Here is a 12,525-nt window from a genome sequence, read left to right as displayed (position 1 = left end):
GCTTATTGCTCCTCAGGGTACCAACGTTCAAGCAGATCTTGAGAACGCTTTAATTCACTTTCCCAAGTGTTTGCACCAACAACTACCGGCTTTAGCAAAATGACCAATTCGGTTTTTACAGTAGAATTTGCGCGGTTAGTAAACGCTTCACCTAGATAAGGAATATCGCCTAACAATGGTACTTTAGAAACCAGTTCGATATTTTCGCTCTTCATCAAACCACCGATCACAACTACGTCGCCGCTGGCCGCTTTAATTACTGTATCTGATTCGCGGATCTCGCTTTGAGCTAGAGGCAGCTCTAATGTGCTATCAGAGATCTTAATCGTCTTAGTCTGCTCTTTAATATTGATAACTGACGGGTGGATATGCAGTAAAACATCACCTTTTTCATCAATCTGTGGCGTTACATCTAACGCAATTCCTGAGAAGAATGGCGTTAGCTCAACTTCAGGCGTAGTAACAGGGGTATTACCAGCAACCGTTGTTGAAGATACATCGGTAACAAAGTACTCATCAGTACCTACTTTAATCACTGCTTTTTGATTATTCGACGCCGTAACGCGAGGGCTAGATAGCACATCAACATCACCTTGCGTATCGAGCAAGCTGATCATAGTGCTAAAGTCAGAACCGGCTAGTTTAATTGAAGTGACTCCACCTAAAGCGGAAGTAATAGTGTCGCCTAAACCTGTCGACGGGCTAGTACCAAAAGAAATATCTGTACTACCGACATGACCAAGCACACTTTCCCAATGAATACCTTGTTGGTAGCCATCAGATAAGGTTACCTCTAAAACTTTAGCTTCCAAGATAACTTGACGCTGCAAATGAGTCTCAGCGGTTTTGATAAAGCTTCTAACCTGACGAATTTCATTTGGATAAGCTCTAATCGTCACTAAACCTGCTTGTGGCGTGATAACAACTTGGCGACCGCCGCCAGTTGTACCAATAATAGAAACTAGGGTTTCTTGTAGCTCGCCCCAAAAATCGGACTTGGTCTTCGATCGGATAAAAGTACCGTTGGTTTGTTCGTTGCTATTACTGTTACTGTCAGAACTTGAGCTGTTTGAAGAGCTGTTAGAGTCGTTGCTATTGCTGCTATTTGAATTCGAATCGTTATTATCAGAAATTCGTCCAGAGTTAACTGAGGTTAAAGATAAACCCTGGCGCTCCATATACAGATAGTTTAATGAGAATGTTTCTGTACGCATACCTGCTGGGAAAATACGTAATATGCGCCCTTCTCGACTCACTTCGTAACCATAGATATCTTCAACAACTTGTAGTGCCTCTCTCAAAGTAACACTCTTTAACGAGAGAGAGATTTTTCCAGTTACATTGGGGTGCACAGCTACGCTTAGAGGCGTCCCTTGAGCAAGGCTTGGAAAGAAAACTTTAGCATCAACATTATTAGCAGAAACATCAAAACGACGTTCTGTTGGCTGAGAAGGTGTATAACCCTCCAAAAGACTATTAGAAGATAATTCTCGCTGTACTTCATCTGGCATTACCGCAGGTGGTGGCGTTGAAGGCGCTGCCTGCTGAGCAACAAGAGAGTCTGCTAACGCCTGTTTCGATTCAACTGGGTCAGGCCTGTCTACTGTTTGGCAAGCCACTAACATCAGTGATAGTAAAAGGGTGATATTTGTCATTGAGCGCATTTAATTATTGTCCCTTAAAATCTGTAACAGCTTGAAACATTTCTAATTTGCGGCCATCAGCTAACGAAACAGAGTCCTTAGCAATACCCACAATTTTGATACCTTTCACTCTTTCGCCTACTGTAAAAATTTGATCATTGATCACTGCATAGGCAGAGCTATCTGTTTTTACAACGCTATTAAGTATTAAGTTTTGCTCACCAGAGTGAGTTGCAACATCTACCCTGCCCGATGCATCGCCTGGTAAAGTGGGATCTCGTAACTGTGCCGCATTAAGCTGTGCCATCAAAGTACAACCTAAGCAAGCAATCAGTAGCACACTAATCTTTTTTGCCAACACTGATAAAATCCTTATTAATACTTAAAGTGTAAAGCTCCAGCAAAATATTCGCTTTGGGGTACGCATCGACTCGATAATCCATGCTGCTCCAATAAAGCTTATTTGGCATACTTTCGACTGCCTCGATAAACCTCATAACAGAAAAATAGTCACCCACCAACTCAAGTTGAATACCATGTCTATACAAATTAATTTTCTTTTCTTCACCGACCTCTAATAAAGGCGTTGGGGCAATAGACTTAAACGATTTAAGCTGGATGCCATTAATATTGGACAATAAACCCGCTAATAAAGTTGGCATATAATCCGCAGGTACCATATCTACCATTTGAAAAGACAATTGATCATCAATAGTCTTATGGCGTTGGTGAATATTTTCCAAACGGTGACGATAATCTTCGTCAGGGTCTTTGCGTAAACTCGCCTCATAAAGCGAAATTTGCTCAGTTGAAATGCGGTTTTCACTTTCAATAGCACTATTTTGCGCACTCAATTTACTATGACGATTTAAAGCTGACTCTAAAGGTAAATAGAGCAATAAGCCGGTTACAATAAGCACAGCAGCTGCAACCAATACTCTTTCCCGCTGGCTTAAACCATCAAACTTTTCAGCAAGCTGACTCCACTTTTGTTTCATTTAGTCACTTCCTTATCAGCATCTGCCTCACTTGTTAGCTTAAATGCTAACGGCTGATTTTCGCCTAAATTCATTGTCATAGAAGCAAAAGCATGGCCCTTAAGCGTTTTTGTGGTTTTCAGCCTTTCAACCCAGAGTGGTACCCCTTCTGGAGAGGATGTAAAACCTTCAAAAATATAACGATTTTCATCTACTCGAATTCGGTTCAACCAAACTTTTGAGTTTGCCACACTGGCTAAATCAGTCATTAAGGGGGAATAGCTATAACTCGTAAGCTCTTCTTCCTTGCTTAGCTTGTCAAATAACTTTCGCTTTAACTCTAACTGCTGTGCCTTTAATTCAACTTCAGCCACTAACGACTCTGTAGGGCCACGCTGTGCTAAAGCGGTTTCGAGATTTTGCTTTTCAGAATTAAGGTGCTTTTTATCAATCATTAACAACTTTTTGTCTGACTCTAAGCCATTATTTAACCCCATGGTGATAGCAGTCAAAATCAGTAAAAATATAACCAAGCCAACAAACGCCTGACATAACCGTAAAAAAGATAAGCGCAGCTTTACTGGTAATAGATCCGAAGAATATAAGTTAACTCTTAACTTCATTGCACCTGTCCTCGAGCAATTTCGGCTAACGCTAGCTGAGCAAACACGGCTTCTACAGACGAACTATCATAAGGGGTAACATTTTGGTCAAAGTTAGCACTAATCAAATTAGCCAACTTCACTCGTTCCCCATCCATAACTAACTCAATAGAAGACACTGGAGCCTCTCGAAACTGACTTTCGAAATAATCCATAGAACGTTGTAGCTCTAAACTTAAGTTGTCAGCTGTACCATAGGAAAGATCGTCAGCAGACACTTTATCGATCTCTAAAAAGCCTCTTACTCGGCGTTGCATAAATACTTCGCCACTTCTCACTACAGTTAATAGTAATTCTTGTCCCTCGCGGTGGCTCAGTACCACTCGTGCTTGATTGTCATCAAACAGGTTACTCACCGCCATCTCTTCAATCGATACACCGACAACCTCTAGCCCTGAATTTACGGCTGCCACCAATAATTGCGATAACAACGATTTCTCAGTCACAACAACATTCACTTTATTTGCTGTTTGTTTTGAGGATTCAAAGTAATCAAGGTGTATGTCTGTAACGGACTGCGTAACGATATCCTTTACCGACCAGAGCAATGCGGCGCTTAATTCCTCTTCAGGAACATTTGGCTTATCGACTAAAAGGAGCTGGTAGAAATTAGCAGCAAGAACAATTTGGACATTAGCAGGACCAAAATCTTTCACTACTTGGGAAAATGCATCACTCCAGCCATGATGCTTAAACGAGTACGTCATAGTTTTAGCCTCAACCTGTGCAGCTGAAGCCTGAAAGACTGATATTTTATCTGCGCAAATATAAAGCCCTAAACTTTTCGTTAGAGCAGGTTTACGCCAAAACTGGATTTTACCTAGCAGGCTTTTTTCCATTAATCCATGCCTTAAAATTTATCTTAAAACTAATTTAAATACCCATAATGCCGTATTAAACGATTAAACTCGTGTATGAAATACCGCTAATTACTATTTCAATAGCGCAAGATTCTTATTATGCCATTAGTCTAGCGGGTTATTCCTGATTATTATAGATAAAATCCCAATTCATAGACATTCATTAACAAACTACTCTAAACATGAAACAGATTATACTTCCTCAATTGGTTCACTAAAGAAACTACCTTGCCCCGCACTCACCCCTAGAATTTGTAAAGTTTGCCACTCTTGCAAGACTTCAACCCCTTCAGCACAAACTTGTACATCAGTTCGAAACAAGCCTGCAATCAGACTTCGAACAAATAATTGATTCTCTGTTCGCAAATGAATCTGGTTTACAATCGAACGGTGTAACTTAATCAGCGAGATGGGATAATGGTGCATATATTCAGTACTAACAACTTGCAGACCGACTCGATCGATACAAATTTTTGCGCCCATTTTAGTCAGCATATCAAGTGGTTCTTTTAACTCTTGTAGATGATTAACCAAAATATCTTCATTGACTTCAAAAATCAGGCGTGGTGCAAGATGACGGTATTCCAATAGTGTGGTTTTCAACCATCTAATGAAGGCTCGGCTCGTTAACGTATCAAAACTTAAGTTAATGCTAAACTTAAGTGTATTGTCTTTGTGTTTAGGCAATACATCAAACAAAACCATCTCAATAACTTGTCGCTCTATTTGTGGTACTAAGCCACACTTTATCGCCATAGGCAAAAATAACGTTGCACGTACCAAGTTGCCTTGAGTATCTCGCAGTCGGCAGGTCACTTCCTGATGGTGAGCTAAAGAGTCACTATCGACAACTGGCTGCGAAAATAAAAATACTCTTTTACTGACTAAAACATTTTCAATAAAGCTGCGCCAGCGTACAGAACCTTTTGATAAGTCGCCATCAACGGACCCTTTGTCGTACATAAACCAGCTACTTTCGCCTTGGAATTGTGCTGAACGCAATGCTAATTCAGCTTCTTCAACTAAAGCGTCTTTATCATCACCCACTTTAAAGTAAGCACCGCCTAAATGCAGAAAGTCCTCAGGAAGAGGCACCAAAGCGTTAAGCTGATTTAAGCTCAGCCGCAATAATTTCGCCGCTAACTGATCTGCTTCGACTTGGGATATTTGTGGTACGACAACGGCAAATTGATTATACGAACGCCGTGAAAAAATGCTGTTAGCTTTATCTGCTAAGATTTGGTTGACGACACCAATCAACTGTAACAGCAGCTCGTCAACTTCATGCTCAGCGAGATCTTTTGCCAATAAATCAAAGTCCTCCATTTCAAACAGGTAAAGCACCCCAGGTGTCATCATGCCCGAGGTGCTACTCAAAGCATCGAGTCGATTTTTGAGAAATAAGCTATTACCTATACCTGTTTCTGCATCAAGAAAGGTATTAGAACGAATATATTGATCAAAACGCGCGCGTTCTTTGTGTGCGTCATCTAACTCTAATAACAGATGGGTTAATGCACGATTGATCAACCTAGGTTTACCTTGACCCTTTTCCGCTAACGCCTTGTCATGCTGCCCAGATAAAATCAAACTCGAGCGTTGTGCTAAGTGTTCAATCCCATTTAACTCTGCTGAGAACCAACGAAAACCAAAGCGAACAAATAAGCAAACCGCTAGGCAACCGATAAAGATGATTAATATGCCATACCAGCCAATATCACTTTTATTAAACGGCTGAGGCAGAGTTAACTTCATCACTAATTGACCATCTGCCAATTCGCTTTTGTAATTCACACCACCAGTTTGATGCTGAGTTGGTTGGTATTCAAAGATCAACTGCTCACCTTTAAATAGCGTAAAGGCGTGAGCTCGGTATGAATTTAATAGTGGCGGTAACCATTCTTGATACCCCCAACGTTCAGGACGGCTAGACTGTTGCTCTATCAACGACTCTAACTCTGTGACTTTTTGCTGTTGAAAAGTATAAGTAAGCTGGACGAAGCTAACCATAGCGGTTAAAAAACAGATAAACGCGACACCAACAAGTGACATAAGCCAAAAGCTAGTAAGTTTTTTAGTTAACATTCGAGTCAATTTCATTTGTCCGCTTCCCGCGAGATCTTATTAGTATTCAGCTAGCGTTTAGAGGTATTTCAATACAACGCAATCGAGCAACACTTAGTATTTATACGTAATCAAAAAACACTCAGCAACAAAAAAGGGCCCTTAGGCCCCTTTTTATGACTAAATGAGTCTTACGACTCCATATAGCCTTCAGGTAATTCAGTGATTGTAGCAACGCCAGATTCAATTGCTGCGAGTGCAACCGCTTTAGCTACGTTTGGCAATAAACGCGTATCAATTGGTTTAGGCAATACGTAATCAGGACCAAACTCCAATGTATCAACATTAGGATAGGCAGCTAATACTTCAGCAGGTACAGGCTCCTTAGCCAAAGCAGCAATTGCATGCACAGCAGCAATTTTCATTTCATCGTTGATTCGTGAAGCACGCACATCCAATGCTCCACGGAAAATGAACGGGAAACAAAGTACGTTGTTAACTTGGTTAGGATAGTCGCTGCGACCAGTGCCCATAATCAAGTCTTTACGCACGTCGTGTGCAAGCTCTGGTTTAATTTCAGGATCTGGATTTGAGCATGCAAAAATAACTGGTTTTTCAGCCATTAACGCAACATCTTCAGCACCTAAAACATCAGGACCAGAAAGACCTAGGAATACATCAGCACCTTTAATCACATCTTGCAAAGTACGCTTGTCAGTATTGTTAGCAAATAACGCTTTATACTCGTTGATATCATCACGACGAGTATGAATAACGCCTTTTCTGTCAAGCATATAAACGTTTTCACGTTGCGCACCGCAATTAACAATCATCGTCATACATGCGATTGCCGCCGCACCAGCGCCCATACATACAAACACAGCATCTTCGATTGACTTGCCTTGAATTTCCAGCGCGTTAATCATGCCCGCAGCAGTAACGATTGCGGTACCATGTTGATCATCGTGGAATACAGGCACATTACACAGTTCAATTAGCGCTTTTTCAATCTCAAAACACTCAGGCGCTTTGATATCTTCTAGGTTAATACCGCCAAATGTGTCAGCAATCGCTTCTACCGTGTTGATGAATTCTTCTGAAGTTCTGTGTTTAACTTCAATATCTGTTGCATCAATATTCGCAAAATGCTTGAAAAGTAAAGCCTTACCTTCCATAACAGGTTTAGAAGCTAGTGGGCCTAAGTTACCTAAGCCTAAGATGGCTGTACCATTAGAGATCACCGCAACTGTGTTACCTTTACCTGTGTAACGGTAAGCATTATCTGGATTAGCCGCAATCTCACGCACTGGCTCAGCAACACCTGGGCTATAAGCCAAGGCTAGATCCATGCTAGTTTCTGCGGGTTTCGTTAGGCAAACTGCTGTTTTGCCTGGAACTGGGAATTCGTGGTAATCGAGGGCTTGTTGACGAAAATCTGCCATTTTTCTAATCCTGAGTGCGACTAATAATATCCTAAGCGAAAGGTCTGCAACTAATGGTCTATAAAATACTCAATATTGATCCTTTAAGTAGAATTCTAAATTGAGCAAAAAACAGTTAGCTGATAGCCGCTAAGATACTTGAATCTCATATCATTTCAAATAAGTTCCTCTCATTTTTTAACTTTATTGCTATATATTATTCCTAAGGTCGATTTTCTAAGGTTATCTGCGATGGATGCGAGGCATTTAGTCGATATTTACTGTAAGAATAATACAGTTTACCCCGCACAACGACTGAGCTTTCGAGTAAGTTTAGCGTCAAAATGTTACTAAAATTACCAATATCTTGCTGAGACAGCATCAAAACTAAGTTATTGTCGATATTGAGCTCGAAATTCTGACCTTTTCTTTCATAACCAGTTACAACTCCTCTGATCTCTTGCCACTTATTGGTATCGTCTCGAGTCAGTTGCTCTGTTGTGAGTGGTTGATAATCCTTATGACTCCATAAGCCTATTTTATTTTCACGCGCCTCCTGCTCAATTGCGCTCAAACACTGCCAAAAATAATCATTTTGATAGACTCTAGATTTAGCAAACCCATTGGCAAGCATCAGCTCTTGCAGATGCTGTTGTTGCTCAGTATAAACATAAGCTAAGGTGCGGCCATAAGGATCAAGGCGCCTCTTATCAAATGCGAGTTGCAAAAATTGACCGGGTTTGACAATGCTAGCCAAAAACGCTTTTGCATTAGTAGCATAAGGTTGAGAAAGCTTAGGGAATTGAAAATCTATTTCTGGAGAATCGATACCGATAAGTCGAACTAAGCGACCGTCAGTTAAGGTAATTGTATCACCATCATTGACATGCGCTAAGGTGACCGTTTCATCAAATTGCGTTGGCATACATTCGCTAGCACGTACCGAATATGCCTGAACAGTCGCTAACAGTAATAGCACCAAAGTCATTGGCTTCATGATCCGCTCCATGGCTTACACATATCAACCAAAACTAGAGTACGACAAAATACGGTTGTGTGCAGCTAATACAAATTTTAGATAGCAAAAAGGCGCCATAAAGGCGCCTTTTTTAAATTCATTGCAAAAGTAATAATTACTTCTTGCCAAGTGCACCAAAGCGCTTGTTGAACTTGTCGATACGTCCGCCAGTATCCATAACTTTCTGGGTACCAGTGTAGAATGGGTGACATGCACCACATACGTCTAGGTGTAAATCTTTACCTACAGTAGAGTTAATTTTGATAACGTTACCACAAGTACAAGTCGCAGTGATTTCTGCGTAATCAGGATGAATGCCTGCTTTCATTGGAATTACCTCAGTAAAAGGCCATGTCGCTCTTCCAACCCGAAGTCGGACACCACATGCTGTTAAAATAAAATTATTTAGGCGGCGAATACTACAGCATCTACATGCTAGATTCAAGCAGCAAAATACAGCAATAATGAATAATCTTCAATCGCGCTAAAAAGCCCAGCCGTTCAAGGTTTTCCTGAGTTTATTAAACCTCTATTCCATTGCGCTAAACGCTTTCTCAGCCGCCTTAGCATTCTGATATTTTTCAATAATACTGGCTGATGGGCACTTTAGTTTCGCATCCGCACGTAAACCATGAATACTTAGCTGATTAAAGGCCTTAAGATTACTTTCATAGATAGCCAACATTGCGCCATAAGCACTTAATCCCCATTGTGGAGCATGACGATTAGCGACACGCCAAAGGCTTTCTTTACCGTTAAAAGCTACGTCACAAGCCTGGCTACTATTTAAAGAGATCTTGACTGTGCTAGCCTCCTCTCCCCAACCTAAGGCTGCCGCGAGTTTGTCATCAGCCATCACCGCATCAGACATTCGCGTCCCCTGCTCTGAAACTTTAGCTTTAGCGCGATCTGATGTGTAATAGCTATTCATCGCTGATTCTGGCAACGCCTCATTAAACAAACTGATGACCTTCAGCTGATACCAACGATTAATCCGGTACTCTTTTACAATTAACACCGCATTCTTATCTGTGACGCTTTCAATACCGGCCACTTTAATTTTAAAATTATTTAGTGGTTCCAAACTTAAACGTTCTTCACCATCAGTCTGCCTAATGGTAAATTGAAGTTTTTTTACACTGTTATGTGACGACACAATATTAAGCTTTAATTGGGGTTGTCCACCTAATTCAAACAGCCTTTGATTAATGCTTACATGGGATACTTTGGCATAAGCCGGTGCCAACATTAACAGCGTCATCAGCGCCAATATAATGCTCTTCATAGAGTGTGTTTCCCATTCGGCCATTGTTATCATGATTATTGAGGTTGAATGCTGTTAATTCGGGCCTTCCATGTTCCGATGAATAACCTTCTATATGTTAATAAGTTACTTTAAGCACGGTATACACATTGATTGGTAATCAATCCAAACAGAGACAGCTTAAGTTATTATAGCCTATTCATTTTAGACTACCTTTGCTCATTTTTATTTCCGCGACCATTGCATCTTAACGTTATCAAATGATTGTAAGGGTCTTCAGGGCACTATCGCATTTATAATCTAAATACTGCCACTACCGCCAACAATTAAATCAATTGTCGCTAGCTCTAGTTTCATTGCCTCGGTACACTTAACCTCAGTATCCTTTCGAAATAGTAACCCTATGCCTTTGTTTGTTGAAGTCGCCCTTCCCGTGCCAATGCGACAAAACTTTAGCTATCAAGTCCCTGAACACATCACTATTACGCCTCAAAAAGGCATGCGTGTTCAAGTGCCCTTTGGTCGCCAACAACTCATAGGGCTAATTACTGCTGTAACTGACAGCTGTTCACTTACGCCTAAACAAATAAAACCCATTGTTGCTATTTTAGATAGTGAACCACTACTACCTGAGTCGCTGTATAAGCTTACCGCTTGGGCCGCAAGGTATTACTTTTGCAGCTTAGGGCAAATGCTGTCGCAAGCGATTCCTGTCGCGCTACGTAAAGGCGCAGAGGTTAAAGCCTCTAGTGTGACCTATTGGACCCTAACCGATGCGGGCAAAGAGGCGGATATTAATCAGTTAAACCGTGCTCCAGCACAGCGAAAGCTGCTGCATAGCTTGCGAGATCGCGATTTAGAACTGAGCGACATAACCAGCTTAGAGTTAAGTAAAGCCGCCGTAAAAGCCTTAGATGATAAAGGCTGGATAGAAAAAAAGACCCGAGTGCTCGATACCGATTTAAGCTGGCGAGAATCGCTTGAGATGACTGAAGAACCTCATAGGCTTAACCCCGAGCAAGCCATTGCTGTTGCCACTCTCACCCAGCAAACAGGCTATCACTGCACTTTACTTGAAGGTGTAACAGGTTCGGGCAAGACCGAAGTCTATCTCGCTATGCTTGAAACAATACTCAAGCAAGGCAGGCAAGCTTTAGTACTGGTGCCAGAGATTGGCTTAACACCGCAAACCATCAACCGTTTTCGTCGCAGATTCAACGTTAAGGTGGCGGTGATCCATTCCGGGCTGACCGATAATCAAAGATTAGATGCTTGGCGCCAAGCTAAATCTGGCGAAGCAGCAATTATTATCGGTACCCGCTCGGCACTGTTTACGCCGATGCTTTATCCCGGCGTTATCATCTTAGATGAAGAGCATGATTCAAGCTTTAAGCAACAAGAAGGCGTCGGTTATCACGCCCGTGATTTAGCGGTTATGCGTGGGCATTTAGAAGATATCCCGGTACTTTTAGGCACCGCAACACCATCGCTAGAAACACTGCAAAATGCACTAAATGGTCGTTACCAACACCTACATTTAGGCAAGCGTGCCGGTGCAGCTGAAAAGGTGCGCCAAGGTATTGTTGACATACGTAATCAGCCACTGCGCTCAGGTATGTCACACGCACTCTTAAATGAGATGCGTATTCACCTCGATGCCGGTAATCAGGTTATTCTGTTTTTGAATCGTCGCGGCTTTGCACCAGCGCTGATTTGCCATGAATGTGGTCACCTACATGAATGCGACCGCTGTGATGCTTTTTTTACCGTGCATCAAGCGCTCGGCGAAATTCGCTGTCACCACTGCAGCAATCAATATGCGATCCCAAGACAGTGCCACAGCTGTGGCAGTACTATGCTTGCAGGGCAAGGCGTGGGTACCGAGCAATTAGCGTCATTTTTAGAGAAAGAGTTTCCAAATCACCCTGTGGTACGCATCGACCGCGACACCACGCGTAATAAAGGCTCTTTGGAAAGCCACTTAAACGCTATCCATAAAGGTGAATACAAAATCCTTGTCGGCACCCAGATGTTAGCTAAAGGTCATCACTTTCCAGACGTAACCTTAGTTGGCTTGCTTGATGTTGATGGCGCCCTGTTTAGCGCCGACTTTAGAGCGCCTGAGCGCTTTGGTCAGCTTTATACTCAGGTCTCGGGCCGCGCCGGTCGTGCTACTAAGCCCGGCACAGTATTGCTGCAAACCCATCAAAGCGATAACGCTATGCTGCGCGAACTCATGCATAAAGGTTACGGCGAATTTGCCCGTAATCAACTATTTGAACGCACCCAAGCGTTATTGCCACCAGCATGGCACATGATATTAATCCGCGCCGAGGCTCATCAAGCGATCGATGCCGACAACTTACTCAGTCAGATTGGTGCTTTGCTGCCACAAGATGAAGAGTGCGAAGTCATTGGCCCAATGCCAGCACCGCTCGATAGAAAAGCCGGCAAATATCGTCGTCAGTTATTGTTCCAGACAAAAAACCGCAACCGCTTACAGGCAGAATTTGAGCGAGCATTGCCACAAATAGAACAACTACCGCTGGCTAAAAAGTGTCGCTGGAGCATAGATAGAGACCCACAAGATTTGCTTTAAATCGACTTTATTCACTC

The 12,525-nt window shown here is 42.1% G+C and carries 11 protein-coding genes; 1 reads left to right on the top strand and 10 read right to left on the bottom strand.

Going from position 1 to position 12,525, the window contains the following annotated elements; genetic code table 11:
* Window positions 1-2 precede the first annotated feature (2 nt).
* The 10 genes from mshL to L2748_RS07480 form a co-directional block, all read right to left on the bottom strand.
* On the bottom strand, window positions 3-1,664 hold the full coding sequence (mshL, locus tag L2748_RS07525) for a pilus (MSHA type) biogenesis protein MshL (protein WP_220778844.1): 1,662 nt from the start codon (window positions 1,662-1,664) through the stop codon (window positions 3-5).
* A gap of 4 nt (window positions 1,665-1,668) precedes the next feature.
* Window positions 1,669-2,004 carry an MSHA biogenesis protein MshK gene (locus tag L2748_RS07520; RefSeq protein ID WP_220778846.1) on the bottom strand — a complete coding sequence of 112 codons (336 nt, stop codon included), beginning with the start codon at window positions 2,002-2,004 and terminating at the stop codon, window positions 1,669-1,671.
* Entirely contained in the window at window positions 1,985-2,641 is a 657-nt protein-coding gene (locus tag L2748_RS07515) for a type IV pilus inner membrane component PilO (protein ID WP_220778853.1), read from the bottom strand. Before L2748_RS07515 ends, L2748_RS07520 begins: the two co-directional genes overlap by 20 nt.
* Window positions 2,638-3,243 (bottom strand): PilN domain-containing protein, encoded by a 606-nt coding sequence (locus L2748_RS07510; protein WP_220778855.1) that lies wholly within the window; start codon window positions 3,241-3,243, stop codon window positions 2,638-2,640. The genes L2748_RS07515 and L2748_RS07510 overlap by 4 nt, the downstream gene beginning before the upstream one ends.
* Entirely contained in the window at window positions 3,240-4,121 is an 882-nt protein-coding gene (locus tag L2748_RS07505) for an MSHA biogenesis protein MshI (RefSeq protein WP_220778857.1), read from the bottom strand. The genes L2748_RS07510 and L2748_RS07505 overlap by 4 nt, the downstream gene beginning before the upstream one ends.
* 213 nt (window positions 4,122-4,334) lie before the next feature.
* On the bottom strand, window positions 4,335-6,242 hold the full coding sequence (csrD, locus tag L2748_RS07500) for an RNase E specificity factor CsrD (protein ID WP_220778859.1): 1,908 nt from the start codon (window positions 6,240-6,242) through the stop codon (window positions 4,335-4,337).
* A 155-nt stretch (window positions 6,243-6,397) separates the two neighbouring features.
* Window positions 6,398-7,648 (bottom strand): malic enzyme-like NAD(P)-binding protein, encoded by a 1,251-nt coding sequence (locus tag L2748_RS07495; protein ID WP_220778861.1) that lies wholly within the window; start codon window positions 7,646-7,648, stop codon window positions 6,398-6,400.
* A gap of 202 nt (window positions 7,649-7,850) precedes the next feature.
* Window positions 7,851-8,624 (bottom strand): thermonuclease family protein, encoded by a 774-nt coding sequence (locus tag L2748_RS07490; protein WP_220778863.1) that lies wholly within the window; start codon window positions 8,622-8,624, stop codon window positions 7,851-7,853.
* Between the two features lie 136 nt (window positions 8,625-8,760).
* Window positions 8,761-8,973: a 50S ribosomal protein L31 gene (rpmE, locus tag L2748_RS07485; RefSeq protein ID WP_012156969.1), complete on the bottom strand. Its 213-nt coding sequence runs from the start codon at window positions 8,971-8,973 to the stop codon at window positions 8,761-8,763.
* A gap of 201 nt (window positions 8,974-9,174) precedes the next feature.
* Complete coding sequence (locus L2748_RS07480; RefSeq protein WP_220778865.1) at window positions 9,175-9,930, bottom strand: FimV/HubP family polar landmark protein; 756 nt, start codon at window positions 9,928-9,930, stop codon at window positions 9,175-9,177.
* Between the two features lie 382 nt (window positions 9,931-10,312).
* On the opposite strand from L2748_RS07480, the gene priA reads away from it, so the two are divergent.
* The gene (priA, locus tag L2748_RS07475; protein WP_220778866.1) at window positions 10,313-12,508 is read left to right on the top strand and encodes a primosomal protein N'; all 2,196 of its coding nucleotides are present in this window, start codon (window positions 10,313-10,315) and stop codon (window positions 12,506-12,508) included.
* Window positions 12,509-12,525: the final 17 nt, after the last annotated feature.

Origin of the sequence: Shewanella sairae, assembly GCF_023283535.1 — a bacterium.
In the GTDB taxonomy this organism is placed as follows: Bacteria; Pseudomonadota; Gammaproteobacteria; order Enterobacterales; family Shewanellaceae; genus Shewanella; species Shewanella sairae.
The sequence above is the reverse complement of the archived record's forward strand: the minus strand, read 5'-3'. Positions and strand labels throughout refer to the sequence as shown.